This is a genomic window from Phenylobacterium sp., assembly GCF_019636135.1.
Lineage (GTDB): Bacteria > Pseudomonadota > Alphaproteobacteria > Caulobacterales > Caulobacteraceae > Phenylobacterium.
Map to the genome: position 1 here is coordinate 1 of NZ_JAHBYD010000010.1, position 25,861 is coordinate 25,861.

The following is a 25,861-nucleotide window of genomic DNA, read 5'->3' on the forward strand; positions in this document are numbered from 1 at the left end:
GCGAGGTCGGGGCCGGCGGCGGCGGCGGCCGTCGCGGGCGCCGTGGCGTCAAAAATGCCGACCAGCGGCAGGCCCGCCGGCGCGGCGACGCGCATCGTCCGCGCCGGGACCAGCAAGCCGAGCGGGGCCAGCGGGACCAGCGCCCAGAGGCCGTAGGCGACCTGCGGGCCGAACAGCCGGCGCGACGGCGCGCGCAGCGCCAGCACGACCGCCGCCGCCACGGCCGCGGCGAGGTTCATCGTGAGCGCGAGCAGCAGCAGGTCACTCATCGTCCAGGTCCGCGATGAGCTGCTTCAGGAGCTTCACGTCCTTCGGGGTCAGCGCGCGGTGCTCGGCGAAGGCGGCCACCATCGGGGCCACTTCGCCCCCGAACAGCCGGTCGACCAGCCCCTGGCTCTCCGACAGCACATAGTCGGCCCGCGCCAGCAGCGGCCGGTAGAAGTAGCCGCCGGCCTCCTTGCGGCCCTCGATGGCCTTCTTGCGCAGGAGGCGGGTGATCAGGGTCTTCACCGTTCCGGCGGTCCAGCCGTTGGCGGGGCCGACCGCGTCGACGATGCCGTCGGGCGTCAGCGGCGCGTCGCGCCACAGCGCCTCCATCACCTGGCTCTCGGCGCCGGAGATCCTGACCGCCATGGGGCGTTCCTCATTACCGAAAATACACGTGTATTTTCGATCAAAATACAACTGTATCCTACCTCAGGCGGCGGCGATGGCCAGTGACATCGCGTTCATGCCGGGGAGAGACGTCGTTGCGTTCCGTGTGCCTGGGCCTGGCCGCCATGGCCGCCGCCGCGCCCGCCTTCGCGCAGCCCGCGGCGCCGACGCCGCCGGCGCCGAAATCCCAGCCCAACACCGTGGGCGAGGTGCGCGTCGAGGGGACCGCGCCGCCGGTCCGCACCTCGATCGACCGCAAGAGCTACAGCGTCACCGACGACCTGCACGCCACCACGGGCTCGATCAGCGACGCCTTGCGCAACGTGCCATCGGTGGAGGTGGACGTGCAGGGCGCCGTCAGCCTGCGCGGCGACCCGAACGTGACGATCCTGGTCGACGGCAAGCCCTCGTCGCAGTTCGCGGGCGAATCCAGGAGTCAGGCGCTACAGTCGCTGCCGGCCGAGCGGATCGAGCGGGTGGAGGTGATCGCCAACCCCTCCGCCGAGTTCCGCGCCGACGGCGCGGCGGGGGTCATCAACCTCGTCACCAAGCGGGCGCGCGGGGCGGGCAGGACGGGCGGCGCGCGGGTGACGGTGGGCGGCCAGGGCCAGGTCTTCGGCGGCGCGAACGCCGGCTACAATTCCAAGGACCTGACGGTCACCGCGGACGGCTTCTTCCGCCACGACCTGCAGAAGCAGGCGTTCTCCGAGGACCGCGGCCGGCTCGACCCCGCGACGGGCGCCTTCGCCGGCAGCACGACGCGTTCGATCCAGCCGCTGGAGTTCAACATCGTGGGCGGCCGGGTCGCGGCGGACTACGATATCGGCCCGAAGACGCGGCTCTCGGGCGAGTTGCGCGGGCAGTTCATCGACTTCCGGCTGGACGGCTTCGGCCCGACCCTGCGCGAGGACGGCGCCGGCGCGCTGGCGCAGGCCTACGATCGCGCGATCCGCGTCGATCAGCAGCGCGGCGGCGGCGAGATCACCGCGGGCCTGCTGCGCAGGTTCGACGGCGAGGGCCACGACTTCAAGCTGACCGCCAGCTTCGAGGCCGTGGAGGAAGACCGCACGCGCTCGGGCAGCGTGCTGAGCCGCGTGCCGCCCGCGCCGATCGCCTTCGACCGCCAGCACGTGCTGACCAGCCTGCGCCAGGTCCAGGTGAAGGGCGACTACCAGCGGCCGATGGACGGCGGCGGCAGGCTGAAGGCCGGCTTCGACCTGCAGTGGGACGACAACGAATACGACAACCGCGGCTTCACCGGCCCGACGCAGCCGGCGAGCACGCCGAACGCGGCGCTCAGCAACCTCTTCCGGTTCGACCGGCGGCTGCTGCAGGGCTACGTCACCTACGAGCGGCCGATCGGCGACCTGACGGTGCTGGCGGGACTGCGGCTGGAGGACGTGAGCCTCGACCTCGACCAGGTCACGCAGGGGCGGCGCGACGACCAGGACGGCCTGAAGGCCTATCCCAGCCTGCACCTGGCCTGGAAGCTGGACGACAGCCGGCGCCTCACGGCCAGCTACAGCCACCGCATCCAGCGCCCGCAACCCGAGCAGTACAATTCGTTCCGCTTCCTGATCGATCCGATCACCTTCCGGTCGGGCAGCGCCGACCTGAAGCCGCAGGAGACGCATTCGCTGGAGGCCGGCTTCGAATACCGCAGGAGCCCGGCGATCTACCTGGCGACGCTCTACTACCGCGAGACCTTCGACAGCTTCACCGACGTGACCCGAGACCTGGGCGGCGGCGTGTTCCTGATCCGCCAGGAGAACCTGGGGAAGATGCGCAACGCGGGGCTGGAGCTGACGGCGAACGGGCGGCTGGCGAAGGACCTGACCTACAACGTGAGCGGCAACGCCGCCTGGACCGAGATCGACGCCTCGGCGTCGCAGGGCATCGCGGGGACGCGCTCGACCGCGTCGCTCTCGGGCCGCGCCAGCGTGAACTGGCAGGTGACGCCCAACGACCTGATCCAGGTGTCGGGCTTCCTGAACGGGCGGCGGCTGACGCCGCAGGGCTCGCTCGGCGCGACCGGGATGCTCAACCTCGGCTATCGCCACAAGTTCGACGACCGCTTCACCCTCGTGGTGTCGGCGCAGGACGTCCTGAACACCTTCCGCAACACCATCGTCGTGAACGATCCGACGCTGCGCAGCCGCATCCGCTACGAGACCGACACCACCCAGGTGTTCGTGGGCGTCGTGTGGACGTTCGGCGGCGGGCGGCCGCGCGACCAGGGCTTCGACTTCCAGCAGGGGGGCGCGCCCCCGGGCTGATCCCGAACGTCATGGCCCGGCTTGTCCGGGCCGCCCGTGAACGCCAGGCCGCTGTCACTCGCAGCGGCGCCGACCCTTCCCTTCCGGCGAGGCCGGCGTTCACGGGTCCCCGGGACGGAGCCCGGGGATGGCGTTCCGGAGGGGCGAGCCTCAGTCGACGGTGACGACGACCTTGCCGAGCGCCTTGCGGCTGGCGAGGTGGGTGATGGCCTCGGCCGCGCGCTCCAGCGGGAAGCGCTCGGAGACGAACGGCTTGATCTTGCCCTTGGCGTACATCTCCAGGAGGTCGGCCACGTTCTTCTGGTGCTTCTGCGGGTTCTTGGCCACCCAGCCGCCCCAGAAGACGCCCACGATCTGGCAACCCTTCAGCAGGGCGAGGTTCAGCGGGACCTTCGGGATCTCGCCGGCGGCGAAGCCCACCACGAGGTAGGTCCCTTCCCAGGCGATCGAGCGCAGCGCCGGCTCGGCGTAGGCGTCGCCGATCGGGTCGTAGATGACGTCGGCGCCGTTGGGGCCGCAGGCGTCCTTGAAGAGGGCGGCCATCGCCTTCTGGCTGTCGCGGTCGAACGGGCCCCTGGGATAGACGACGCCCGCGGCGGCGCCGTGCTTCAGGCAGAGGTCGACCTTCTCCTGCGACGAGCAGGCGGCGATCACGCGCGCGCCCATGGCCGCGCCCAGCTCGACGGCGGCCAGGCCCACGCCGCCCGCCGCGCCCAGCACCAGCAGGGTCTGGCCCGGCTGCAGCTTCGCGCGGTCCTCCAGCGCGTGCCAGCTCGTGCCGTAGGTCATGATGAAGGCGGCCGCCTCGTCGAAGGGCATGGCGTCGGGGATCTTCACCAGCCGGTGCGCCTCCAGCGCCAGCTCCTCGGCCATGCCGCCCCAGCCGGTGTTGCCCAGCACCCGGTCGCCCGGCTTGATGTGGGTGACGCCCTCGCCCACCGACTTCACGATGCCGCTGACCTCGCCGCCCGGCGCGAACGGGCGCGCCGGCTTGAACTGGTACTTGTCCTCGATGATCAGCACGTCGGGGAAGTTGACGCCCACGGCCTTGACGCTGACCACGGCCTGGCCGGGCTTGGCCTCGGGCGACGGCATCTCGTCGAGCACCAGGGTCTCCGGCCCGCCGACGGCCTTGCTGAGCAGCGCTTTCATGGACGTTCTCCCATTTGTCGGCGCGACCCTAGCCAAGTCGAACGAATGTTTGAAGTGGCGCTCCCTCCCTTAATGGGGAGGGACACCGCGCGAGCGGCCAGGGTGGGGAAGTCCAGGTCGGAACGCCGAGTGTGGTGGTTAGCCAATCCCTGTGCGCAGGCGCTTCGGGCCACGCTTCCCCACCCTGCTCGCCTGCGGCGAGCTGTCCCTCCCCATTAAGGGAGGGAGATTTTGAAGTCGAAGCGCGCTCCCCTATATTCGCCGCTCTCCGGAAGGACCGAACCTTGGGCGTGACCCTCGATCTCAGCCGCGCGCCGGCGACCGCACTTGCGCCGAAGGCGCCGAACCTGACGGGCCTCTCCCGCCAGGAGCTGGCGGCTGCGCTGGTCGAGGCCGGGGCCGTGCCGCCCGAGAAGGCGAAGATGCGCGCCTCGCAGGTCTGGCGCTGGCTGCACCACTACGGCGTCACCGACTTCGACCGGATGACCGACATCGCCAAGGAACAGCGCGCCAAGCTGGTCGAGGCCTTCAGCCTGGAACGCCCCGAGGTGGTCGAGCGCCAGGTCTCCAGGGACGGCACGCGCAAGTGGCTGATCCGCATGGGCCCCGGCATCGAGGTCGAGACCGTCTACATCCCCGACGTCGGCCGGGCCGGCGCGCTGTGCGTCAGCTCGCAGGTGGGTTGCACCCTGAACTGCACCTTTTGCCATACAGGCACACAGGCGCTGGTCCGCAACCTGACCGCCGCCGAGATCGTGGCCCAGGTGCAGGTGGCGCGCGACGACCTCGGCGAATGGCCCTCGCCGAAGGAGGACCGCCGGCTCTCGAACATCGTGTTCATGGGCATGGGCGAGCCGCTCTACAACCTCGACAACGTGGCCCAGGCGATCGACATCATCGCCGACCACGAGGGCATCGCCATCTCGCGCCGCCGGATCACCGTCTCGACCTCGGGCGTGGTCCCCCAGCTCCAGGCGCTGGGCGAGAAGACCCAGGCGATGCTGGCGATCTCGCTGCACGCCACCAACGACGCGCTGCGCGAGAAGCTGGTGCCGCTCAACAGGAAGTACCCGCTGGCCGAGCTGATGGCCGCCATCCGCGCCTATCCGGGCCTGGGCAACGCCCGGCGCGCAACCTTCGAGTACGTGATGCTGAAGGGCGTCAACGACAGCCCGGCCGAGGCCAAGGCGCTGGTCCAGCTCCTCAAGGGCATTCCGGCGAAGATCAACCTGATCCCGTTCAACCCCTGGCCCGGCACGGACTACGAGTGCTCGTCCTGGTCCACCATCGAGCGGTTCGCGGCCATTCTGAACCGCGGCGGCTACGCCTCGCCGATCCGCACGCCCCGCGGCCGCGACATCCTCGCCGCCTGCGGCCAGCTCAAGAGCGAGAGCGAGAAGCTGCGGGCGAGCGCCCGGCGGAAGGCCGCCGTCTCCCTGCCTCCCCCATCGTGATGGGGGAGGGGGCGCGTCCGTGCTAACGAGTCGGCCGCAAGTTCGGGGACGACCGCATGCCGACACCTTCGCCTGAGATCCAGGCCTTCGCCGCCGGGTTCCCGGTCTTCCTGCTGCACGTCTCGGTGACGGTGACGATCCTGATCGCGGCGGCGGCGGCCTACATCCTGCTGACGCCGCACAAGGAGATCACCCTCATCCGCGAGGGCAACACGGCCGCGGCGCTGTCGCTGGGCGGCGTGCTCGTCGGGCTCGCGATCCCGCTCTCGGCGTCGCTGAAGGCGTCGACCAACGTCATCGAGATCGGCCTCTGGGGCGCGGTCACGGTGGTGGTGCAACTGCTGATCTTCCGGCTGGTCGACATGATCCTGCGCGGCCTGCCCCGGCGCATCCAGGAGGGCGAGGTCTCGGCCGCGGCGCTGCTGGTCGGCGCCAAGCTCGCCACCGCCGTCATCCTCGCGGCGGCGCGCTCCTGACGATGAAGTTCCCGCGGCTGCCGGACTGGGTGGTCTACGCCGCGATCCTCGTGGTGCTGCTGTTCGCGGCGCTGGGACGGGACGAGCGCACCGACGCGCCGCCGCCGCCGCCGAAGAGCGCCGACCCGCTGGGCGAGGCGCTGGGGCCGGCCTCGCCGTTCGACCCGTCGGTGGTGGTGGACGTGCCCGACAAGCCGGGGCCGGCGGCCGGCACCGCCTTCTCCATCGCCCGCTCCGGCGTGTGGCTGACCGCGCGCCACGTGGTCGACGGCTGCGCGCGCGTGGCCATCGTGGTGGGGCCGGGCACGGGCGTGGCGGTGAACGTCAGGATCGACCCGAAGGGCGAGGCGGCGCTGCTCTACACCGAAGGCGGCGCCGCGCCCCTGCCGCTGGCGCTGGCCGAGCCGCTGCGCCGCGGCCAGCGGGCCTTCCACCCGGGATTCCCGCAGGGCGAGCCGGGCGAGGCGTCGTCGCGCCTGCTGGGCCGCGAGAACCTGGTGGTGCGCGGCCACGGCGCGCGGACCGAACCGGTGCTGGTCTGGGCCGAGACCGGCCGCACCGAGGGGCTGAACGGCACGCTGGGCGGCCTCTCCGGCGCGCCGGCGCTGGACGCCCAGGGCCGCGTGCTGGGCGTCACCATCGCCGAGAGCCCGCGCCGCGGCCGCATCTACACCACGGCGCCGGAGGTCGTGCGCGCGACCCTGACCAACAGCGGCCGCCGCGCCGACGCCACGGCCACCGGCGAGCAGATCACGCCGCAGAACTACTTCTACGTCGCCGACGACCTGCGCCGCGAGCTGCAGGTGGCGCAGGTGGTCTGCCTGGGGGACCTAGGTCCTTCCAGCGGCGTCTCGCCGTGACTGGATCCGCCACAGCCACGTCACCAGCAGGATCGGCGGGACGGCCGTGAGGCCCGTGCCGATCCAGGCCGTGGCGTAGGCGCCCATCAGCCCCTGCGCCGGCGTCATGCCGTCGACGACCGCGCCGGAGAAGCCCTTCAGGAACTTGCCCAGCATCGCGTAGGTCGACGACAGCAGGGCGTACTGCGTGGCCGTGTAGCCGAGGCCGGTGAGGCTCGACATGTAGGCGACCAGCGCCACGCCGGCGAACGCCTGGGCGAAGTTGTCGAGCGCCATGACGGCGGTGAACATGGCGACGTCGTGGTTCAGCGTCAGCAGCGCGAAGGCCGCGGTGCCCACGCCCTGTAGGACCGAGCCGACGATCAGCGTCGGGAAGAGGCCGAACCGCGCCGCGCAGAGGCCCGACACCGCGATGCCGATGAACGCGCCCGGCAGGCCCGTCGCCGCCCGCACGGCCGCCACCACGTCCTTCGCGATGCCGAGGTCGTGGTAGTACGGATTGTACATCGGCCCCATCAGGAAGTCGGGAAGCCGGTAGGCCGCGATGGCCGCGAGCATCAGGACGCCCAGCGCCCTGTGGGTCCGGAAGAAGTCCACGAACGGGCCGACCACGGCGTCGAAGAAGCCGCGCGGCGTCCAGAGCGGAGCCTGCGCCTGCATCACCTCGTCGGCGCGCGCGGGCTCGAAGGCGAACAGGCTGCCGGCCACGCCGATGCCCATCAGGACGGCCATGGCCACGTACGAGAGCGGCCAGCCGAAGTGGGCCGCGCCGGCGATGATCGCGGCGTCGGCGACGAGGATCGCGATCCGGTAGCCGAGCTGGAAGCCCGATGCGAGGAGGCCCATCTCCTCGGTGTCGCTGGACGCCTCGATGCGCCAGGCGTCGACGACGATGTCCTGCGTGGCGGACGCAAAGGCCACCACCACGGCGAAGGCGGCGATCGCCGTCAGGCCGGGGGTCGGCCCCACCGACGCCATGCCGATCAGGCCCAGCGCGATCACGATCTGCGCCAGCAGCATCCAGCCGCGGCGGCGGCCGAGCCGGCCCAGCAGCGGCACGTCCACGCGATCGACGATGGGCGCCCACAGCGGCTTCAGCACATAGGCGAGGCCGATCCACGACGCGAAGCCGATGACCTTGAGGCTCGTGCCTTCGTCGCGGAGCCAGTAGCCCAGGGTGTTCTGGGTGAGCAGGAACGGCAGGCCGGACGAGAAGCCCAGCGCGAGCGTCATGGCGACCTTCGGCTGGCGCAGCGACCGGACCACCTCCATGGCGGTGCGCTTGCGCCGCGGGGCCCCGGCCCCCTCAGCCTTGTCGGTCATGCCGGCCTCTCAGGAAGCGCCCCCCGGGACGCCCGATCTCAGCCGACCTTGAAGCGCTTGGCGGGCTTCGTCCAGTTGGCCCGGCTGGTGGGCGCGGCCCAGCGCGTGAGCGCGCTGCGGAGCGCGTCGGGCGACAGCGGCTTCACCAGGAAATCGTCCATCCCGGCGGCGAGGCAGGCCCGGCGATCGTCCTCGAAGGCGTTGGCGGTGAGGGCCACGATCGGGGTCGCGATGCCGGCTTCGCGCAGGCGGCCGGCGGTCTCCTCGCCCGACAGGCCGGGCATGCGCATGTCCATCAGGATCACGTCGAAGGCGCCCATGTCGGCGGCCTTCAGCGCCTCGGCGCCGCTGGTCACGTGCTCCACCTCGCAGCCTTCGCGGGTGAGCAGGGTGCGGGCCAGCAGCGCGTTGATCGGGTTGTCCTCGACCAGCAGGATGCGCGCGCCGGGGGCGGCGGCGGTGACGATCCGGTCGTCCTCCCGCGGCGGCGCGGCGCTGGGCGCCTGGCCCGCGGCGATCAGCACCCGCTCGGCCAGCGAGGCGCGGCGCAGCGGCTTGATCAGGTAGCCGGTGAAGCCCGCGCGGCGATAGCGGGCGATGCGGTCGCGTTCGTCCGGCGCCAGCAGCACGATGCCCTTGCGCTGCGGCGGCGGGCGCAGGGCCCCCGTGGGGCCGGCGAGGCCGGCGTCCACCAGGACGACGTCGCCGGCGCGGGTGGCGGCCGCGACGTCGCCCACGGTCTCGCCGCAGACGGCGGTCCCGCCGCAGGCCTCGATCTGCGCCGCGGCGGCCGCGCGCACGATGGTGCTGGGGGAGGCCACGCCCACGCGGCGGCCCTCCAGGGGCCGTCCGCGGACCGCAGCCGGAACGACCGGCAGCCCGGCCTCGAACCAGAACGCCGCGCCGCCTTCGCCGGCCGGGTCGACGCCCACGTCGCCGTCCATGGCGCGCGCGATGCGCCGCGCGATGGCGAGGCCGAGGCCCGAGCCGCCGAGATCGGCGTGCGCCGTCTCGGCCTGGGCGAAGGCCTCGAAGATGCGGTCGCGGTCGGACTCGGAGACGCCGGGCCCGGTGTCCTCGACCGTGAAGCGCAGGCGACCCGGCCCAGGCGCCGCCACGGTGATCAGCACTCCGCCGGTCTCCGTGAACTTCACGGCGTTGCCCGCGAAGTTGAGCAGGATCTGGCGCAGGCGGTTCTCGTCGGCGTGGATGGTGACCGGCGACGCCGGCGCGACCGCCCAGGCGATCTCGAGGTCCTTCTCGCGCGCCCGGGGCGAGAGCAGCTCGGCCACGCTCTGCAGCAGCGACTCCAGGTCGGTGCGCGCGGGATGCAGCTCCAGCCGCCCGGCGCCGAGCTTGGCGAAGTCGAGCACGTCGTTGACCAGGGCGAGCAGGTGCTGGCCCGAGTCGCGGAGCGCCGCGACATAGGTCTTCTGCTCCTCCGTGAGCTTCGTGCCTTCGAGGAGGCGGGCCATGCCCAGCACGCCGTTGAGCGGGGTGCGGAACTCGTGGCTGAGCGACGCGAGCTGTTCGGCGCTGATCTGCGCGCGCGTCGGGCGCCGTTCGGAAAGGGACCGGGTCGGTTTACGCATGCGGCGGCGAACCTAGCCGCGGAGGGCTTAACGGACCCTCAAGCGCGACCAATCGACCGGCGCCAAGACAACGCGAGCCGATGTAAACCACGCGGCAAAGTAGACGCCGGGCGAAAGCCGTCGTTTACTGCGCGAGAAGGAGTGCGCTTTGGGGGGCGTCATGAACCCTGTCGAGATGCTGACCCAGCGCGAGCGGGATTGCCTGCGGCTGGTCGATCAGCATCTCAGCTCCAAGCAGATCGCCCGCGAGCTGGGCATGTCCAAGACCTCCGTCGACACCTACTGCGACCGCGCCCGCAGGAAGCTGGGCGTGGACGACCGCTTCCAGGCGGCCAGGCTCCTGCGCGAACTGGACCGCGGCGCTGTCCTGATCGCGTCAGGACACGACGCGATCAGGACAGACAGGGTTAACCGAAACTGGCCGGATGACCTCGCAACCGAGGAGACATCCGATGGGCGACTGGCCGAGCTTCGAGAACAGGGCGGTGATTGGCAGGGCGCTTCGCCTTCGCCGGGAGATCGACGACTTCGAGGCGCGCTGGCCAGCCTTGGCGAAACGGGAGGAACTTCTTCCCGGCTTCTCATGGACGCAGCTCGAGCGGCAGCTCGTCGATCTCTCGGCGACGCCGGCGCAGGCGGACATGGCGCGGCACCTGGTTTCCGCTACGCGGAAGCTGGCGCCGTTCAAGCCGCCGGAAATGGTGCTGCGGGAAATCCTCTGCCTGACCTGGGTTCTCCTGGACGAGAACTTCAAGGGCGAAGCGGAGGCTGGACCCGCCGAAATGAACTGAGCCCGGCCGTCCGGATCGTGGCGATCGTCGGGATCGCCATCGTCACCGTCCTCGCCTTCGGCGGGATGCTGGCGGGGCTCCACGCCCTCAACGATCTGGCGGCGAATTTACTAAAAGCCTGAACGGCCGAGAAACCCTGATCGCTGACAATCAAAGCGCGTGCGTTCCGCACGAACGCGCATGGAGAGAACTCATGCTCAAAGAACGCCGTATGGCCGCCCAAGAGGTCGCCACCGCCCTGTTCGACGCCGAAGCCGCCATCGACGCGGCGCTCAGCAAGACCGCCGCCCTGACGGGCGTGATGCCGTCGCTGCGCAAGGCCGCCGGCGCCTCGGCGCTCATCGGCCAGGACGCGGTCGAGCGCGCCAGCCAGGCCATCATGGCCCTGGCCGAAGCCCGCCGCGCCATCGTCGAGACCCACAAGGAACTCAGCGTCGTCCAGGGCCAGATCGGGCTCGGGGCGGTGCGTATGACGGGCGACGATGGCGACAAGCCGCCGCCGCAGGGCCTCGAAGTCGAGCGCGTCCGCATGCGCAACCTGCGGATCGCCTCCTAGTCGTTCCCCTTCGGCAGCGCATCTGCCAGATTGCGGCCCTCGGTCATGCCGGGGGCCGTAAGCTTGTCTGCGTACCAACTTCCGCTTTGGGTCTGGCCAACCGGGATGGCTGCTGTCGGCGCTGTCACGCTTTGGCGTGGGCGCGACGACGAACGGTTGGCCTACGTCGGGCTCCTGGGTGCGTGGGCTGTGTCGATGATGGTGTTTCGCCGCGACAGCGAGCAGACCCAGACGGAAATCCTGTTTGTCGACCTGACGCTTTTCGCCATCTACGTCTGGATCGCGTTGCGAAGTCACGGCTTCTGGCCGCTTTTCGTCGCCGCGTTCCAACTTCTGGCCTTCGTGACCCACATCGCACGCGTGCTTGACCCGTCGATTACCGGCTGGGCGTACCTGACGGCGGAACGGGTCTGGAGTTACCTCGTACTACTCACCATCGGATACGCATCCTGGACCGCGCCCTACCGGCACAGTGAGATCTAAGGCGGAGCGTGCCAGAAAGTAGCCGGACTAAGGTCTCCCAGGCCTGCAGGGAGCCTCCGCTGTCGCCTCCGGCCACCTCCTCCCTGCCATTGTTCGGCGGGCGCGAGGCGGAGCGACGAGGATGTCGTGCTTTATCTCATGGCCTCGAGGCAGGCGCTCATCTCCCATGAGACCGAAGCTTTCCTCTCTCTGTGAGGAAGAGCAGGTCTCACTTCCCCCACCCTCGTCATCCCGCGGCTTGTCCGCGGGACCCATGAACACGTGAGAGCGTGGTGACCCGCAGCGTCGCTGCCCGCGTCCTGTCCGGCGCCACGGAGTCCATGGGTCCCGCGGACAAGCCGCGGGATGACGAGAGGTAAGGCTGTGTGGGAAAGGGTGTGTGTCCCTACTTTTCTCATGAACGCGTGAGAGCGTGGTGATCCGCAGCGTCGCCGCCTGCGACCCATCCTGATCCGCGGAGTTCATGGGTGGCCGGGACAAGCCCGGCCATGACGTTCAGAGGTTCCGGGGTGCGTGCGAAACACCACTGAATGCGGATTCGTCCTCGCCGGCCATCCTGACCGCCATCACGCCCCTGCCCCACCGGGCCGAGCCGGAGGGAGTCGAGACGCGCCGGTAGATCAGCGCTTCGGCGACGTGGACGCGGCGCACCGGGCCCGAGCCTTCGAGGTCGGCGATGGTGCGGGCGAGGCGGAGCGTGCGGGTCCAGCCGCGGGCGGAGAGGCCGCCGGCTTCCGCGGCGCGGGCCAGCAGGGCGCGGGCCGGCGGGTCGAGGTCGCAGATCGTTTCCAGGAAGTCGCCCTCGGCCTGCGCATTGAGGATGGGGGCGTTCGGCGGCGCGCCGTCGCCTCCGGCCCGGTCCGCCATCTGCGCTCGCGCGGCGAGGACGCGGGCCGCGGCCTCGGCCGTGCCCTCCGCGGGCGCGGGCAGGGCCAGGTCGGCGGCGGTGACGGGCGGGACCTCCACCTGCAGGTCGATGCGGTCCATCAGCGGCCCGGAGATGCGGCCCTGGTAGTCGCTCTGGCAGCGCGGCGCGCGTCCGCAGGCGCCGCGGCCCGCGCCGCCCAGGCCGCAGCGGCAGGGGTTCATGGCCGCCACGAGCTGGAAGCGGGCCGGATAGCGGACGTGGGCGTTGGCGCGGGCGACCACGACCTCGCCGGTCTCCAGCGGCTGGCGCAGGCTGTCGAGCGCCTGGGCGCCGAACTCGGGCAGCTCGTCCAGGAACAGCACGCCGTTGTGCGCCAGGCTCACCTCGCCCGGCTTGGCCTTCAGCCCGCCGCCGGTCAGCGCCGCCATGCTGGCCGAGTGGTGCGGGCTGCGGAACGGGCGGTTGCGCGAGAGCCGGCCCCTGGCGATCAGCCCGGCGATCGAATGGATCATCGAGGTCTCGAGCAGCTCGCCCGGCGTCAGCGGCGGCAGCAGGCCCGGCAGCCGCGCCGCCATCATCGACTTCCCCGACCCCGGCGGGCCGATGAAGCTGAGGTTGTGGCCGCCGGCGGCGGCGATCTCCAGCGCCCGCTTGGCGTTCTCCTGGCCCTTCACGTCGCGCAGGTCGGGGACGCGGTCGCCCTCCAGCATGTCGCCGGCCCTGGGCGGCGCGAGCACCTGGGTCCCGCGGAAGTGGTTCACGAGCGCGATCAGCGACGGCGCCGCCACGATCCGCGTGTCGCCCGCCCAGGCCGCCTCGGGCCCGCAGGCGTCGGGGCAGATCAGGCCCAGGCCCATGCCGCCCGCCGCCACCGCCGCGGGCAGGGCGCCGGCCACCGGCAGGATCCGCCCGTCCAGCGCCAGCTCGCCGATGGCGGCCCAGCCCTCCAGCACGTCGGGCGGGACGATGCCCATGCCGGCCATGATCGCCAGCGCGATGGGCAGGTCGTAGTGGCTGCCCACCTTCGGCAGGTCGGCGGGCGCGAGGTTGGCGATGATGCGCCGCGACGGCAGCGCCAGCCCCATGCCGATGAAGGCCCCGCGGACCCGTTCGCGGCTCTCCTGCACGGCCTTGTCGCCCATGCCGACGATGAAGAACTTCGCCTCGCCGCCGGTGAACTGGACCTGCACGTCCACCCGCACCGCATCCACGCCGTTGAACGCCAACGTCACGACGCGCGCGGCCATGCCTCAACCTCTTGTGGTCGGTCCAAAGTTATCCACAACCGAGCATACTGCTCAGCTCAGATCAAGAACAAATTGGGAACCTAGAGGGAAAGTCAGACGATTCCGTAACTTCCGGACGTCTTCTGTGAGACGGTCCTAAGACATCGCCCGTATCGCCTCGACACGCTCCCACATCGCCTCGGTCGCGTCGATTCCGCTGAAGCGCTTCAGCGCCACGGCCCCGGTGGGCGAGGTCACGTTGATCTCGGTCAGGTGGTCGCCGATCACGTCGATGCCGACGAAGATCAGGCCGCGCGCCTTCAGCTCCGGGCCGATCGTGGCGCAGATTTCGCGGTCGCGGGCGGAGAGCTCGACCGGCTCGGGCGTCCCGCCCACGGCCATGTTCGAGCGGATCTGGCCCTTGGCCGGCACGCGGTTGATCGCGCCCACCGGCTCGCCGTCGACCAGCAGGATGCGCTTGTCGCCCCGGGTCACCGAGGGCAGGAACTTCTGCACGATCACCGGCTCGCGGCCGAGCTCGGCGTGGATCTCGAGCAGCGCCGAGAGGTTGGGGTCGTCCTTCAGGTGCCGTGTCACGCCCGAGCCGCCCTTGCCGTTCAGCGGCTTCAGGACGATGTCGCCATGCCGCTCGCGGAACTCGCGGATCGCCTCGCGGTCGTTGGTGATCAGCGTCGGCGGCTGCAGTTGCGGGAACTGGGTGACGAACAGCTTCTCGGGCGCGCTGCGCACCTCGCGCGGATTGTTGACCACCAGCACCTTCGGGTGGACCGCCTCCAGGAAGAAGGTGGCGTCGATGTAGTGCATGTCGAACGGCGGGTCCTGGCGCATCAGGGCGACGTCGAACTCGGTCAGCTCCACGCGCCGCACCGGCCCGGCCTTGAAGTGGTCGCCCTTCACGCGGTTGACGCTGACGTCGCGCCCGCGGGCGAAGACCCGGCCGTCCTCCAGCGCCAGGGAATCGGTCAGGTAGACGAACAGCGAATGCCCGCGCGCCTGCGCCGTCTCCATCATCAGGAAGGTCGTATCGCCCTCGATGTTGATCCCCTCGATGGGGTCCATCTGCACGGCGACCTTGAGCGGCATGCGGCGTCCTTCCGACCTGAAGCTCAGCCGATGTAGGCGGTCGGAGCAGGAAGCGCCAGCGTCAGCCCCAGCGCTCGCGAGCCGCGTTGAGCATGTCGCGCACCTGCACGATGTTCAGCCGCCAGAGGCCTGGGAGCGTCTCGCGGCCGCCGCCTGTCAGGAAGGGGGCGCTTCGGCGCGCCGGAGCGGGGAAGCGGATGACACGTTGCCGCTCGCTGCGCTCGATCACGAACTCCCCCACGTCGGACCATGACCAAGCGCGGCGCCAATACGGACCCGTGTAGGTGAGCCCCTTCGAGGTCAACGTTAGCCGTGGTGGATGCGCAAGCTGCATCGCCGCTGCGACCATTCCGCAGGCGCCCATGGCCGCCGTCAGAGCTCCCATGACGATGATGAACTCGCGGCTGTACCGCGGGCTCTCCGGATGGAAGACCATCCATTCGCCCAAGGCGAGAAACACGAAGGCCGCCACGAGCACCCACGCCATCTTCTCGCGCGACTGAACGATGACCTGATCCGGCGCTGCGTCGGTCAATTGAGCCGCAGCCTCACCCGCTCGCGCGCGGCGCGGGCGGCCAGCGCGGCGCCGCCGTCGAGGGCGGTGGCGCGTTGCAGGGCCTCCAGGGCGCCGGCCAGGGCGCCCTGACCTTCGCGGGCGGCGGCGACGTCGAGCCAGGGGCGGTGGTCGAGCGGGTCGAGGAGGGCGCGGCGCAGGGCGGCGCGTTCGGCGCGGGCGAAGTCGCCGGCGTTGGTCGCGGTGGCGAAGCAGATGTTCTGGAGCCGCAGCAGGACGGCGCGGTCGCTCACCGGCGCCATCAGCCGGTCCAGGCGGTCGGCGACGTTGGGGGTCAGGCCCGCGTGGAGCGCGCGGCGCGTCAGCTCGGACGGCAGCACGACGCGGCCCTCGGAGAACGGGTCGAGCGCCAGCGGCCCCTCCTCGGTCTCGATGCGCAGCAGGAAGTGGCCGGGGAAGTCGACGCCCTGCAAGGTCAGGCCGCACTTCCTCGCCGCATGCAGGTAGAAGAGGCCGACGGTCACGGCCAGGCCGCGCCGCTTGGCCGCCACCGACAGGATGTCGGCGTTGTCGGGGTCTTCCAGGGTGAAGAGGTCGCCGCCCAGGCCCAGGTCGCCGGCCATGGTCTCGGCGATGGCCTCCTCGGGGCTCTCGCGCTTCAGCCGTTCGCTCAGGCGCTCGACGCCGCGGCTGGCCAGCTCGCGCGCAGTCGCGGGATCGCGCACGGGGTCCTCGTGGACCGCGCACGCGATCGCTGCTTCCAGCAGCGGAAACTCCGCGTCCGCGGCTCCCCCAGCCTCGGACAGGATCGTCTCGGCCTCCTCGCGGTCCATCTCCCGTAGCGGCTCCGTGTCAGCCGCCCTTCCAAGCGTCGGGAATATGCCTAGGAAGTCGTCCGGGCGCCAAGGCCACCAGATCGAGGCGCACGCCGCATCCCTTCAGGCCGGGCCGATTGGCCGCGAGCTGGGCGCCGGCGCGGCGCAGCCGGTCGCGCTGGTCGAAGGTGACGGTCTCCATCGCGGTCTCCAGGCTGGTGCGGCTCTTCACCTCGACGACGGCCAGGGTGGCGCCGCGGTGCGCGAGGAGGTCGATCTCCGCGATCGGCGTCTTCAGCCGGAATCCCAGGATGCGGTACCCCTTCGCCATCAGCCAGACCGCCGCCCAGACCTCGGCGCGCCGGCCCGAGAGCCGGGCCGCGGCGCCGCGCCGGGCGCGGCCGTTCACCGCTTCAACTCCATGGCCCGCCTGTAGAGTTCCCGGCGGGGCAGCCCGAGCGCCTTGGCGACTTCGGCGGCGGCGTCGGCGGGCTTGAGGCGCGTGAGCGCGTCCGCCAGGGCCGCATCGGCGTCGGCGGCGGTGGCTTCCACCTCGCGGCCCGGCGCCACCATGATCACGATCTCGCCCTTCGGCGCGTCGAGCTTCGGGTCGGCCGCGAGCTCGGCCAGCGGGCCGCGGTAGAAGGTCTCGTAGAGCTTGGTGATCTCGCGCGCGACGACGGCCTCGCGGTCGCCCAGCACCTCGGCCATGTCGGACAGGCACTCCGCCAGGCGAGAGCCGCCCTCGAAGAAGACCAGCGTGGCGCGCACGCCGGCGAACTCCGCCAGGAACGCCCGCCGCGCCGCCGACCTGGGCGGCGGGAAGCCCACGAACAGGAAGCGGTCGGTGGGCAGCCCCGCCGCCGAGAGGCCCGCCAGCAGGGCCGAGGCGCCCGGGATCGGATGCACCGCGTGGCCGGCCGCGGCGGCCTCGCGCACCAGCCGGTAGCCGGGGTCGGAGATCAGCGGCGTGCCGGCGTCGCTCACCAGCGCCACGCGGCCGCCGTCGGCCAGCCGCGCCATGGCCTTGGGCCGCGCCCGCCCGGCCGCGTGCTCGTCGTGCCGCTCCAGCTTCGCCGAGAGGCCGAACGCCTGCAGCAGCTTCGCCGTCACCCGCGTGTCCTCGGCCAGCACCAGGTCGGCCTGCTTCAGCACGTCCAGCGCGCGCAGCGTGATGTCGCGCAGGTTCCCGATCGGCGTCGCCACGACGTAGAGCCCCGGCGCCAGCGGCGCGTCGTCGAGCTGCGGGGGCGGAAGGGCGCGGGCCATGGCGGAGGGTTCGCCGCTCCGGCCGCGAAAGGCAAGCGAACCCCGAGGGGCACGAGGAGCGCCGCGCTCACCCTTCGAGCCTTCGCGCCAGCGGAGGCTCCGTCGTCTGGAACCGCGGAATGTGCGGAATGACGCGGAAAGCTGGCCCGGATTCCTTCCGCGCAATTCCGCGTGTTCCGCGGTTCCCTGAATCGGAAGGCGCCGCTTCGCGGCCTCTCCCGTGCTTTCCGTCAGGCGCCGGAAAGGATCAGTTCCGCCGTCACGCGGTCGAGGACGCGCCTCCCGGCCGGCGTCGCCTTCAGGCGCCCGGCGTCCACGGCCACGAGGCCGAGCCCGGCCAGGCCCTGCACGGCGGGATGGCCGGGCTCCAGGCGGAGCGCGGCGAGGTCGGCGAACGGCACGCCGTCGGCGATGCGCAGGCCGCTCAGCAGGCGCTCTTCGGCGGCTTCGACGGGCGTCAGCGTCTCGCGGCTCGCAAAGCCCACGCCGGTCTCGCCGACGCGGCGGATGTAGTCGGCGGGGCGGTCGGCGGCCTCGGTCGCGTCGCGGGCGCCGGCGAGGGTGATCCGGCCGTGAGCGCCGGGGCCGGCGCCGACGTAGTCCCAGCCCTTCCAGTAGACGAGGTTGTGCCGCGAGCGCGCCGCCTCGCCCTTCGCGTGGTTGGAGACCTCGTAGGCGTGGAAGCCCGCGGCCTCCAGCACGGCCTGGGTGGTGTCGTAGAGGTCGGCGCCCGCCTCGTCGCCCGGCGGGGCGAACAGGCCGCGGCGGACCGCGCGGTCGAAGGCGGTGCCCGCCTCGATGGTGAGCTGGTAGGGCGAGACGTGCTCGGCGCCGAGGGCGGCGGCGGCCTTCAACTCGGCGGCCCAGGCGTCCGGCGCCTGGTCGGGCAGGGCGTAGATCAGGTCGACCGAGAGCCGCGGGAAGGCCCTCGCCGCCGCCTCCGCCGCGCGCCGGCCCTCCGCGGCGTCGTGATTGCGGCCCAGGAACTTCAGCGCGGCATCGTCCAGGGACTGGAGGCCCAGCGACAGGCGGTTCACGCCGGCGTCCGCCAGCGCGGCGAAGCGGTCGGCCTCGGCGTCGGTCGGGTTGGCTTCCAGGCTGACTTCGAGGTTGTCGCGGGGCGTCCACAGCCGCCGCGCCGTGGCGACGATGTCCGCGACGGCGGCGGGGTCCATCAGCGACGGCGTCCCGCCGCCGAAGAAGATCGAGACCAGGTCGCGGGGCCCGGTCAGCTCACGCTGCGCTGCGAGGTCGGCGACGATGGCGCGGGCGAGATCGTCCGCCTCGGCCTCGCGGCCCCTGGCCCTGAAGACGTTGAAGTCGCAGTAGGGGCAGATGCGCGCGCAGTAGGGCCAGTGGACGTAGACGCCGAGAGGGCTCGCCCCTTCCCCTTGCCGGGAGGAGTCGGGGGTGGGGGTGCGAACCGGCAGGCTCAGAGCCGACGCCCCCATCCCCGGCCCTTCCCCGCAAGGGGGAAGGGAGCTGGATGCGGCTCCTTCACAGCAATGCGGCCTTCAGCTTCTCGAAGGCGCGGGCGCGGTGGCTGATGCCGTCCTTGGCAGCCGGCTCCATCTCGCCGAACGTCTGGTCGAAACCCTCCGGCACAAAGATCGGATCGTAGCCGAAGCCCCTGTCGCCGCGGGGCGGGAAGGCGAGCGTGCCGTCCACGCGGCCCTCCACCACCACGGCCGGGCCGTTCGGCCACGCCACCGCCAGGGCCGAGGTGAACCAGGCCGAAAAATCGTCGGCGTTGACCTCCTCCAGCCGTTCCTCGACCTTCCGCATCGCCAGGCCGAAGTCCTTCGAGGGGCCGGCCCAGCGCGCCGAGTAGATGCCCGGCGAGCCGTCCAGCGCCGTCACCGAGAGCCCGGAGTCGTCGGCGAGCGCGACGAGGCCCGAGGCGTCGGCCGCGGCGCGCGCCTTCAGGAGCGCGTTGCCGACGAAGGTCTGCTCGGTCTCTTCGGGCTCGGGCAGGCCCAGTTCGCCCGCGGCCACCAGCTCGAAGCGGCCCTCCAGGATCTCGGCCAGCTCGCGCGCCTTGCCGGGGTTGTGCGTGGCGACGACCAGGCGGGCGCCGGGCTCCAGCTTCAGCGGCATGGCGAACTCCCTGTTCGATCTCGTCTTACTCGATCTCGGGCGGCCGCACGCCCACGACCTTGCCTTCGGCCAGCCGCACGTCGGGCACGGCCTCGCGCGTGAAGGGGAGATACCACGTGGCGCCGCCCTCGGGCGGGACGATCTCCAGCAGGTCGCCGGCGCCGAAGTCCTGCACGGACTTGATGGTCCCGAGCGGCGCGCCGTCGGTCGCCTCGACCGGAAGGCCGATCAGGTCGGTGACGTAGAACTCATTCTCGTCGGGCTCGGGGAGCGCGGTGCGGGGGATGAAGAGCTTGAGGCCGCGCATCGCCTCGGCCTGCTCGCGCGTCTCGATCTCGCGGGCGCGCGCGACGACGCCGCCCTTGGCGGGGCGGCCGGACAGGAGCGTGAGGCCGGCCGAGCCGTCCTCACGCTTCAGATCCCTGTAGTCCAGCAGGGCCGCAGGCTCGGCCGTGAAGCTGGTAATGCGGACCTCGCCGCGGACCCCGAAGGCGCCCGCGATGCGGCCCACCTGGATGAGATCGGATCCCATCCGTCAGGCTTAGGCCTGCTCTTCGCCTTCGGCAGCGGCTTCGGCGGCCGGGGCCTCCTCGGCGGCGGCTTCAGCGGCCGGAGCTTCTTCGGCAGCGGCCTCGACCGGAGCGGCTTCTTCCACGGCGGCTTCCACCGGAGCGGCTTCCTCGGCGGCGGGCTCTTCGACCACCGGCGGCGGGTTGTTCCTGGCTTCCTCGGCGGCCGCGGCGCGGTCGGCTTCGCGCTGGGCGCGCTCTTCCGCACGTTCCTTGGCCTTCTGGCCCGGCTGGCCCTTGTTCGGGTTGTTGCCGGCTTCCCACTTCACGACGCCGAGCTTGCCCAGTTCGCGGGCCACGCGGTCGGTCGGCTGGGCGCCCTTCGCGAGCCATTCGCCGATGCGCTCCTGGTTCAGGACGACGCGGTTCGGGTCGTCCTTCTTCAGCAGCGGGTTGTAGCTGCCCACCTTCTCGATGAAGCGGCCGTCGCGGGGCGAGTGGCTGTCGGCGACGACGATCGAGTAGTAGGGGCGCTTCTTGGCGCCGCCACGGGCGAGACGGATCTTCAGCATTTCAGTCGGTTCCTGGTCGTTATTTCTTGAACGGGTTGAAGCCCGGCGGCAGGCCGCCGCCGAGGCCGGGGAGTTTCGGGAGACCGCCGGGCATCTGCTTCAGCTTGGCCTGGATCTCTTCAAGCTGTTCGGGGGTCGGCGGCGCCTGGCCCGTCATCTGGGCGATCTTGCCCATGTCGAGGTTGCCGCCGCCCAGCATCCTGGCCATCTGGCCGAAGCCCTTGCCGCCGTTCTTGCTCAGCGCCTTGAAGGCGTCGGCCATCTGGCGGTGCTGCTTCAGGAGCCGGTTCACCTCGGCCACGTCGACGCCCGAGCCGGCGGCGATGCGGCGCTTGCGCGAGGCGGCCAGGATGTCGGGCTTCTTCCGCTCCTGCTTGGTCATCGACGAGATGATCGCCATCTGGCGGTCGAAGCTCTTGTCGTTCAGGCCGCTCTCGGCGATCTGCTTCTTCATCTTCGCCACGCCGGGCAGCAGGCCCATCATGCCTTCCATGCCGCCCATGCGCTTCATCTGGGCGAGCTGGTCGGCCATCATGTCGAGGTCGAACTGGCCCTTGGCGAGCTTCCGGGCCGTGGCTTCCGCCTTGGCGACGTCGAGTTCCTGCGCCGCCTTCTCGACGAGGGCGACGACGTCGCCGCGGCCCAGGATGCGGCCGGCCACGCGGTCGGCGTCGAAGGCGTCGAGGCCGTCGATCTTCTCCGAGACGCCGAGGAACTTGATCGGCAGGCCGGTGACGGCGCGCATGGAGAGCGCGGCGCCGCCGCGGCCGTCGCCGTCGGCGCGGGTCAGCACCAGGCCGGTCAGCGGCAGGCGCTCGTGGAAGGCCTTGGCGGTGCGCACCGCGTCCTGGCCGGTCAGCGCGTCGGCGACCAGCAGGGTCTCGGACGGCGTCGAGATCTTCGCGATCTCGGCCGCCTCGGCCATCATCGCCTCGTCGATCGTGGTCCGGCCGGCGGTGTCGAGGATCAGGATGTCGAAGCCCTGGAGCTTCGCGGCCTGCATGGCGCGGCGCGCGATGTCGGCGGCGGCCTGGCCCTGGACGATCGGCAGGAAGTTCGCGCCCGCCTGCTCGGCCAGCATGCCGAGCTGCTCCATGGCCGCCGGGCGGCGGGTGTCGAGCGAGGCCAGCAGGACCTTCTTGCGCTCCTTCACGAGGCGCAGCGCCAGCTTGCCGGCGGTGGTGGTCTTACCCGAGCCCTGGAGGCCCGCCATCATGATGACCGTCGGCGGGTTCAGCGAGATGTTCAGGCCGACAGGATCGCCGGAGCCGCCGAGCATCTCGACCAGGCCGTCGTAGGTGATCTTCACCACCTGGTCGGCGGGCCGCACCGAGCGGATCACCGCCTCGCCGGTGGCGGCCTCGGTCGCCCTGGCGATGAAGTCGCGGACGACCGGCAGCGCGACGTCGGCCTCGAGCAGGGCGACGCGGATCTCGCGCATCACCTCGGTGACGTCCTTCTCGGACAGCACGCCCTTGCCGGAAAGCCGGTCGAAGACCCCTGTCAGCCGATCTGTCAGCGCGTCGAACAAACGCCATTCTCCTGTGGCCCAAACGCAGTCGACCCCCGTGGACGATTGCGTCGACGGGGGGCCTCGCCGCTCTCGTCCGATATGGGGATCGGGGTCGTAGCGGTAGAGGGCGCTGACCGAGGTTGGCGCCGGAAGGGCGCGCTTATGCGCTCAAGGGGCCGTCAGGTCAAGGAAGCGCGGGTCAGGCCAGCCGGGCGGCGAGCTCGGCGCGCATCGCATCGAGGTTGCGGCGGACCTTCGCCTTGTAGGCGGCCACCGCGTTGCGATCGACGCTCCAGAGCCGGCCTTCGGGCCGCCGCGCGCCGAAGACGTCGAGCAGCATCGCCTCGAACTTGCCCGAGACCCGGTCCCCGCCGCCGCGGCGCTGTTCCAGGTAGGCGACCTCCTCGGCCGCGGTGAGCGCGCACATCAGCGGGTGCAGGCGGGGCGACACGACGCGGCGCGCGGATTGGTAGCGTGCGATCAGCCGGTCCAGCGGCTGGTCCTCGCCGACCTCGGCGCCCACTTCCAGAGTCTCGTCGCGCGACCAGCGCGCCATCGGGAAGGCGTCGATCATCAGGTCGCCCAGGTGGCGCACGTTCGACCGGTCGCGGCCATAGAGGTAGGCGTCGGCCTCGTAGCGCGCCCACCAGACGTCGAGGCGGTCCAGCAGGCGGCCCATGAGCGCGCCGTCGATGCCGTGGCGGTACTGCGTGCCGAAGACGCCGACGACCTGCGCCGAGCGTTCGGCCAGGTCCACGAGCTGCGGCGTCAGCACCCGCTGGAACAGGCTGCCGCCCGCCCCGACGATCAGCAGGTCGGGCTGCTCGTCCGTGGGCAGCTCCCAGGGCTCGTGGTGGACGTGGCGCAGGCGCGCGTTGGGCGGCAGGACGCCGGCCAGCACCTGCGCGCCCAGCCGGTCGCCGAAGTTGCCGACGTTGCTGAACGACACCAGCCACACCGACCGCTCCGCCGGGGCGGCGGCCTGCGGGTCGAGCCGAAAGAGCCGCTGGCCGGGCGAGACCGGATGGGCGGAGACGCGCCCGAACCCCGCCGCCCTGGCCAGCGCGACGACCTGCGCCTCGGTGTAGTCGTTGACCCAGCCCAGGGCGCGGCGATCGGCCGGTCCGCCGCCGGCCGCAACGTTGTAGCTGACCATCGCCGGGCGGTTCAGCGCCCGCAGGCGCGCGAAGAAGGCGGGCGCGTCGTAGAGGTACTCGGCCACCCCCAGCGCGGTGACCATGTCGCAGGGCGTGTCGGCGGGGAACTGGCCGGCGTTGAAGTCCGCGACGAGGGTCCGCGCGTCGCGGGCCACCAGGTCGCAGGGGATATAGGCGCAGCCCTCGGGCAGGAACCGCTCCAGCGCCATCGCGCCGCAGCCGAGGTCGAGGACGCGCGCGCCGGGCGGGACCAGCGTGGCGGCGAGGCGCGCGCGCTCGTCCCAGCCGGGCTTGCCGTCGAGGGGCGCCGACCAGCGTTCGCGGTCGGTCAGGCCCGCCGCGATGGACCGCCGCCGGCGGTCGGCCTCCGCGGCCTGCGCGGGGGAGACCTCGGCCGGCGCGGCGCGCCGCGGCGTGGGGCGGGCGAGCAGCGGGGCGAGGTCGCGGCGCAGGTCGTCCACGACGGCGCGCCAGCCTGCCTGGGACTGCCGGTAGAGCCGCGCGGTGGGATACCAGGGCGAGTCCGCCCGGCCCCGAAGCCAGCGCCAGTCGGCGTTGAGCCGCGGAACGAGGATCGAGACGGGCTTCCCCAGCGCGGCGGCGATGTGGGCGGTCACACCGTCGACCGCGACCACGTGGTCCAGGTCGGCCATCGACAGCGCGAGGTCCTTCAGCGACCGGGCGCCCGTGTGGCGCGGCTCCAGGCTGACCGCGCCGGGGTGGCCCATGAACTCGGCGACGAGATCGGGCGCGAGCGCGCGGCTCGCGTCGGCAAGGGCGGCCTCCGCCGTGACGGCGATCCCGACCCCACCGCCGGCGGCGGTCGGCAGGGCCAGCCGCAGCGGCGGCGGAAGGGTCTCCAGCCGCGCGTCGAGGCTGAGCGGCAGGCTGCCGATGAGCCGCCAGGCCTCCTGCTTCGGCAGGGCGGCGCCGGGCGCGGCGGCGACGACGCGCAGGCCGGCGCCTTCGAGCAGGTCGGCGAGCGGCGGCGGACAGAGCAGCGTGGGCTCGACGCCGCGACGCTGCAGCTCGGGCAGGAACCGCGCGAACTGCAGGATGTCGGCGGGGTTGCGCTCGGGCCAGACCAGCAAGGTCCCGACCGGCCCGCCGTCCCACTCGGGAAACGGCAGGGTCGGCGGATCGACCGGCCCGCGCCGCCGCGCCTCGTAGAGCGCCCAGCCCTCTTCGTAGCGTCCGGCGGCCAGCACGTGGCTCGCCAGCCGCATGGCCAGGCCCGCGTCGTCGGGGAAGAGCGCGACGGACTCGCGCATCAGCGTCTCGGCCTCGTCCCACCGCTGGCGGTCGCGCAGGAGGGCGATCAGGTTGCTGCGCGCGACGAGCTCGCGCGGGCGCTCGGCGAGGACCTGCCGGTAGAGGGTCTCGGCCCTGTCGAGCTGACCGTCGACGTGAAGGGCGGACGCGAGCTCGAGCGGATCGACGGCGGCGGGCATGGCCCCCATTACACAGCCGCGGGCGTCGCCGCATAGTGCTCCATCCATGTCCGAAAGCCGCCAGCGGCTTTCGGCGAACGGGCCTATCTTCCGGCCATGACCCAGTACGCCTTCTTCGAGACCGCCATCGGCATCGCCGGCATCGCCTGGAACGCGGCGGGCCTCGTCGCCTGCCACCTGCCCGAGCGCGATGCCGAGCCCGCGCGGCGCAGTTTCCTGCGCCGGTTCCCCGAGGCGACGGAGGCGGAGATCCCGGTGCTCCTGGCGCCGACCGTCGAGGGCGTCCGGGCGCTGCTGCGCGGTGAGAAGGCCGACCTGTCCGCCGCGCCGCTCGACCTGTCGCAGACGCCGGAGTTCCACGCCCGCGTCTACGCGATCGCCCGCGCCATCCCGCCCGGCGAGACCCTGACCTACGGCGAGATCGCGGTGAAGCTGGGCGACAGGCTGCTGGCGCGCGACGTCGGCCAGGCGCTGGGCAGGAACCCCTGGCCCATCGTGGTGCCCTGCCACCGCGTCACGGCGGCCGGCGGCAAGCCCGGCGGTTTCTCGGCCCGCGGCGGCGTGAACACGAAGCTGAAGCTGCTGGGCATCGAGGGCGCCCCGGCCGCCAGGCATGGGGCCGCGGCGCAGGCGGACCTGTTCGCCTCGTGACCCTCACCTAGGGGTCGGCGCGTTGCGCGCCGTCAATGCAACTGTCCGGGATGGCCCGAGAGTTGCGAACGAACGGCCGACGCCCGCGTTGAGACCCAAGATGATGCTGCGAGCCTTCACGACCGCGACCCTTCTGGCCCTCGCCCTCGGCGGGACCGCCCGGGCGGCGACCTGCGGCGGCGAACCGCCGGCCGACGCCGCGGAGTTCCGCGGCCCGGTCCTCGAAGTGCTCGACGGCGAGAGCCTGTGCGTGGCGCTGGGCGCCGATCCGTCGTCCTGGGTCCCGGTGCGCCTTGCCGACGCGCCGATGAAGGTCTCGACCGCGCCCGCCTCGCGCGGCGCGCTGATGGCCGCCAGCTTCGGCCAGGACGTCACCTGCCGCGTCACCGGCCGCGACCAGGCCGGCCTGGTCGCGCAATGCGTCGGCGACCGCGGCTCGGTCGGCCGCCTCTCGCAGGCCGCCGACGTCGTCAAGGCCGGCCTGGCCTGGCGCTGAGC

The 25,861-nt window shown here is 72.0% G+C and carries 26 protein-coding genes and 1 pseudogene; 10 read left to right on the forward strand and 17 right to left on the reverse strand.

The window, feature by feature from the left end; all coding sequences use genetic code 11:
- Positions 1-269, reverse strand: a 269-nt coding sequence (locus KF737_RS08680; RefSeq protein ID WP_296453115.1) for a M56 family metallopeptidase, incomplete at its 3' end; no start/stop codon positions are given.
- On the reverse strand, positions 262-633 hold the full coding sequence (locus tag KF737_RS08685) for a BlaI/MecI/CopY family transcriptional regulator (RefSeq protein WP_296453118.1): 372 nt from the start codon (positions 631-633) through the stop codon (positions 262-264). The genes KF737_RS08680 and KF737_RS08685, both read right to left, overlap by 8 nt.
- 125 nt (positions 634-758) lie before the next feature.
- Here KF737_RS08685 and KF737_RS08690 point away from each other — a divergent pair, with 125 nt between their 5' ends.
- Complete coding sequence (locus KF737_RS08690) at positions 759-2,930, forward strand: outer membrane beta-barrel family protein (protein ID WP_296453544.1); 2,172 nt, start codon at positions 759-761, stop codon at positions 2,928-2,930.
- A 150-nt stretch (positions 2,931-3,080) separates the two neighbouring features.
- Here the strand turns inward: KF737_RS08690 and KF737_RS08695 are convergent, their stop codons facing one another.
- Entirely contained in the window at positions 3,081-4,082 is a 1,002-nt protein-coding gene (locus KF737_RS08695) for an NADPH:quinone oxidoreductase family protein (RefSeq protein ID WP_296453121.1), read from the reverse strand.
- Positions 4,083-4,366: 284 nt separating this feature from the next.
- Between KF737_RS08695 and rlmN the strand changes: the two genes are divergently transcribed.
- Genes rlmN through KF737_RS08710 form a run of 3 tightly spaced genes read left to right on the forward strand, consistent with a single transcriptional unit; the run spans position 4,367 to position 6,872 of the window.
- Positions 4,367-5,536, forward strand: coding sequence for a 23S rRNA (adenine(2503)-C(2))-methyltransferase RlmN (gene rlmN / locus KF737_RS08700; protein WP_296453126.1), 1,170 nt, complete (start codon positions 4,367-4,369; stop codon positions 5,534-5,536).
- Positions 5,537-5,592: 56 nt separating this feature from the next.
- Positions 5,593-6,012, forward strand: coding sequence for a DUF350 domain-containing protein (locus KF737_RS08705; RefSeq protein ID WP_296453129.1), 420 nt, complete (start codon positions 5,593-5,595; stop codon positions 6,010-6,012).
- 2 nt (positions 6,013-6,014) lie between these two features.
- On the forward strand, positions 6,015-6,872 hold the full coding sequence (locus KF737_RS08710) for a serine protease (RefSeq protein ID WP_296453132.1): 858 nt from the start codon (positions 6,015-6,017) through the stop codon (positions 6,870-6,872).
- Here the strand turns inward: KF737_RS08710 and KF737_RS08715 are convergent.
- Entirely contained in the window at positions 6,843-8,195 is a 1,353-nt protein-coding gene (locus KF737_RS08715) for an MFS transporter (RefSeq protein WP_296453135.1), read from the reverse strand. The two genes, KF737_RS08710 and KF737_RS08715, sit on opposite strands and share 30 nt — an antisense overlap.
- 38 nt (positions 8,196-8,233) lie before the next feature.
- The gene (locus tag KF737_RS08720) at positions 8,234-9,787 is read right to left on the reverse strand and encodes a response regulator (protein ID WP_296453137.1); all 1,554 of its coding nucleotides are present in this window, start codon (positions 9,785-9,787) and stop codon (positions 8,234-8,236) included.
- 208 nt (positions 9,788-9,995) lie between these two features.
- Between KF737_RS08720 and KF737_RS22450 the strand changes: the two are divergent.
- From KF737_RS22450 to KF737_RS08735, 4 genes and pseudogenes are all read left to right on the forward strand, one after another.
- Positions 9,996-10,067: pseudogene (locus KF737_RS22450) on the forward strand (hypothetical protein); the annotation flags it as partial.
- A 172-nt stretch (positions 10,068-10,239) separates the two neighbouring features.
- Positions 10,240-10,578 (forward strand): hypothetical protein, encoded by a 339-nt coding sequence (locus KF737_RS08725; RefSeq protein ID WP_296453140.1) that lies wholly within the window; start codon positions 10,240-10,242, stop codon positions 10,576-10,578.
- A gap of 211 nt (positions 10,579-10,789) precedes the next feature.
- A complete protein-coding gene (locus tag KF737_RS08730; RefSeq protein WP_296453143.1) occupies positions 10,790-11,134 on the forward strand; it encodes a hypothetical protein in 345 nt (114 codons plus the stop codon).
- Positions 11,135-11,239: 105 nt separating this feature from the next.
- On the forward strand, positions 11,240-11,617 hold the full coding sequence (locus KF737_RS08735) for a hypothetical protein (protein ID WP_296453145.1): 378 nt from the start codon (positions 11,240-11,242) through the stop codon (positions 11,615-11,617).
- Positions 11,618-12,112: 495 nt separating this feature from the next.
- Here the strand turns inward: KF737_RS08735 and KF737_RS08740 are convergent, their stop codons facing one another.
- The 12 genes from KF737_RS08740 to KF737_RS08795 all read right to left on the reverse strand — a co-directional run bounded on the left by KF737_RS08740 (position 12,113) and on the right by KF737_RS08795 (position 24,712).
- On the reverse strand, positions 12,113-13,732 hold the full coding sequence (locus KF737_RS08740) for a YifB family Mg chelatase-like AAA ATPase (protein ID WP_296453148.1): 1,620 nt from the start codon (positions 13,730-13,732) through the stop codon (positions 12,113-12,115).
- A gap of 135 nt (positions 13,733-13,867) precedes the next feature.
- Positions 13,868-14,815, reverse strand: a complete 948-nt coding sequence (gene gshB, locus KF737_RS08745; protein WP_296453151.1) for a glutathione synthase — start codon at positions 14,813-14,815, stop codon at positions 13,868-13,870.
- Positions 14,816-14,876: 61 nt separating this feature from the next.
- A complete protein-coding gene (locus KF737_RS08750; RefSeq protein ID WP_296453154.1) occupies positions 14,877-15,350 on the reverse strand; it encodes a hypothetical protein in 474 nt (157 codons plus the stop codon).
- Positions 15,347-16,162 carry a transglutaminase family protein gene (locus KF737_RS08755; RefSeq protein ID WP_296453157.1) on the reverse strand — a complete coding sequence of 272 codons (816 nt, stop codon included), beginning with the start codon at positions 16,160-16,162 and terminating at the stop codon, positions 15,347-15,349. The genes KF737_RS08750 and KF737_RS08755 overlap by 4 nt, the downstream gene beginning before the upstream one ends.
- Positions 16,163-16,181: 19 nt before the next feature.
- A complete protein-coding gene (locus KF737_RS08760) occupies positions 16,182-16,553 on the reverse strand; it encodes a YraN family protein (protein ID WP_296453160.1) in 372 nt (123 codons plus the stop codon).
- Complete coding sequence (gene rsmI, locus KF737_RS08765) at positions 16,550-17,413, reverse strand: 16S rRNA (cytidine(1402)-2'-O)-methyltransferase (protein WP_296453163.1); 864 nt, start codon at positions 17,411-17,413, stop codon at positions 16,550-16,552. The genes KF737_RS08760 and rsmI overlap by 4 nt, the downstream gene beginning before the upstream one ends.
- A gap of 230 nt (positions 17,414-17,643) precedes the next feature.
- Positions 17,644-18,864, reverse strand: coding sequence for a radical SAM family heme chaperone HemW (hemW, locus tag KF737_RS08770; RefSeq protein WP_296453167.1), 1,221 nt, complete (start codon positions 18,862-18,864; stop codon positions 17,644-17,646).
- A gap of 46 nt (positions 18,865-18,910) precedes the next feature.
- The gene (gene rdgB, locus KF737_RS08775) at positions 18,911-19,510 is read right to left on the reverse strand and encodes an RdgB/HAM1 family non-canonical purine NTP pyrophosphatase (RefSeq protein WP_296453170.1); all 600 of its coding nucleotides are present in this window, start codon (positions 19,508-19,510) and stop codon (positions 18,911-18,913) included.
- 25 nt (positions 19,511-19,535) lie between these two features.
- The gene (rimM, locus tag KF737_RS08780) at positions 19,536-20,042 is read right to left on the reverse strand and encodes a ribosome maturation factor RimM (RefSeq protein WP_296453173.1); all 507 of its coding nucleotides are present in this window, start codon (positions 20,040-20,042) and stop codon (positions 19,536-19,538) included.
- 9 nt (positions 20,043-20,051) lie between these two features.
- Positions 20,052-20,591 carry a 30S ribosomal protein S16 gene (gene rpsP / locus KF737_RS08785; protein ID WP_296453176.1) on the reverse strand — a complete coding sequence of 180 codons (540 nt, stop codon included), beginning with the start codon at positions 20,589-20,591 and terminating at the stop codon, positions 20,052-20,054.
- Between the two features lie 19 nt (positions 20,592-20,610).
- The gene (gene ffh / locus KF737_RS08790) at positions 20,611-22,122 is read right to left on the reverse strand and encodes a signal recognition particle protein (RefSeq protein ID WP_296453179.1); all 1,512 of its coding nucleotides are present in this window, start codon (positions 22,120-22,122) and stop codon (positions 20,611-20,613) included.
- 181 nt (positions 22,123-22,303) lie between these two features.
- Positions 22,304-24,712, reverse strand: a complete 2,409-nt coding sequence (locus KF737_RS08795; RefSeq protein WP_296453182.1) for a tetratricopeptide repeat protein — start codon at positions 24,710-24,712, stop codon at positions 22,304-22,306.
- Positions 24,713-24,808: 96 nt separating this feature from the next.
- Between KF737_RS08795 and KF737_RS08800 the strand changes: the two genes are divergently transcribed.
- Positions 24,809-25,363, forward strand: a complete 555-nt coding sequence (locus tag KF737_RS08800) for a methylated-DNA--[protein]-cysteine S-methyltransferase (RefSeq protein ID WP_296453186.1) — start codon at positions 24,809-24,811, stop codon at positions 25,361-25,363.
- Between the two features lie 103 nt (positions 25,364-25,466).
- A complete protein-coding gene (locus KF737_RS08805) occupies positions 25,467-25,859 on the forward strand; it encodes a nuclease (protein ID WP_296453189.1) in 393 nt (130 codons plus the stop codon).
- Positions 25,860-25,861 lie beyond the last annotated feature (2 nt).

Coding starts and splice junctions, on each gene's coding strand:
- KF737_RS08715 (WP_296453135.1), bottom strand. CDS start 8,195: ATGACCGACAAGGCTGAGGGGGCCGGGGCCCCGCGGCGCAAGCGCACC.
- gshB (WP_296453151.1), bottom strand. CDS start 14,815: ATGCCGCTCAAGGTCGCCGTGCAGATGGACCCCATCGAGGGGATCAAC.
- KF737_RS08800 (WP_296453186.1), top strand. CDS start 24,809: ATGACCCAGTACGCCTTCTTCGAGACCGCCATCGGCATCGCCGGCATC.
- rsmI (WP_296453163.1), bottom strand. CDS start 17,413: ATGGCCCGCGCCCTTCCGCCCCCGCAGCTCGACGACGCGCCGCTGGCG.
- KF737_RS08710 (WP_296453132.1), top strand. CDS start 6,015: ATGAAGTTCCCGCGGCTGCCGGACTGGGTGGTCTACGCCGCGATCCTC.
- KF737_RS08795 (WP_296453182.1), bottom strand. CDS start 24,712: ATGCCCGCCGCCGTCGATCCGCTCGAGCTCGCGTCCGCCCTTCACGTC.
- KF737_RS08755 (WP_296453157.1), bottom strand. CDS start 16,162: ATGGACCGCGAGGAGGCCGAGACGATCCTGTCCGAGGCTGGGGGAGCC.
- KF737_RS08695 (WP_296453121.1), bottom strand. CDS start 4,082: ATGAAAGCGCTGCTCAGCAAGGCCGTCGGCGGGCCGGAGACCCTGGTG.
- KF737_RS08720 (WP_296453137.1), bottom strand. CDS start 9,787: ATGCGTAAACCGACCCGGTCCCTTTCCGAACGGCGCCCGACGCGCGCG.
- KF737_RS08805 (WP_296453189.1), top strand. CDS start 25,467: ATGCTGCGAGCCTTCACGACCGCGACCCTTCTGGCCCTCGCCCTCGGC.
- KF737_RS08705 (WP_296453129.1), top strand. CDS start 5,593: ATGCCGACACCTTCGCCTGAGATCCAGGCCTTCGCCGCCGGGTTCCCG.
- hemW (WP_296453167.1), bottom strand. CDS start 18,864: ATGGGGGCGTCGGCTCTGAGCCTGCCGGTTCGCACCCCCACCCCCGAC.
- KF737_RS08725 (WP_296453140.1), top strand. CDS start 10,240: ATGGGCGACTGGCCGAGCTTCGAGAACAGGGCGGTGATTGGCAGGGCG.
- rdgB (WP_296453170.1), bottom strand. CDS start 19,510: ATGCCGCTGAAGCTGGAGCCCGGCGCCCGCCTGGTCGTCGCCACGCAC.
- KF737_RS08730 (WP_296453143.1), top strand. CDS start 10,790: ATGGCCGCCCAAGAGGTCGCCACCGCCCTGTTCGACGCCGAAGCCGCC.
- KF737_RS08740 (WP_296453148.1), bottom strand. CDS start 13,732: ATGGCCGCGCGCGTCGTGACGTTGGCGTTCAACGGCGTGGATGCGGTG.
- KF737_RS08735 (WP_296453145.1), top strand. CDS start 11,240: ATGGCTGCTGTCGGCGCTGTCACGCTTTGGCGTGGGCGCGACGACGAA.
- rpsP (WP_296453176.1), bottom strand. CDS start 20,591: ATGCTGAAGATCCGTCTCGCCCGTGGCGGCGCCAAGAAGCGCCCCTAC.
- rimM (WP_296453173.1), bottom strand. CDS start 20,042: ATGGGATCCGATCTCATCCAGGTGGGCCGCATCGCGGGCGCCTTCGGG.
- KF737_RS08685 (WP_296453118.1), bottom strand. CDS start 633: ATGGCGGTCAGGATCTCCGGCGCCGAGAGCCAGGTGATGGAGGCGCTG.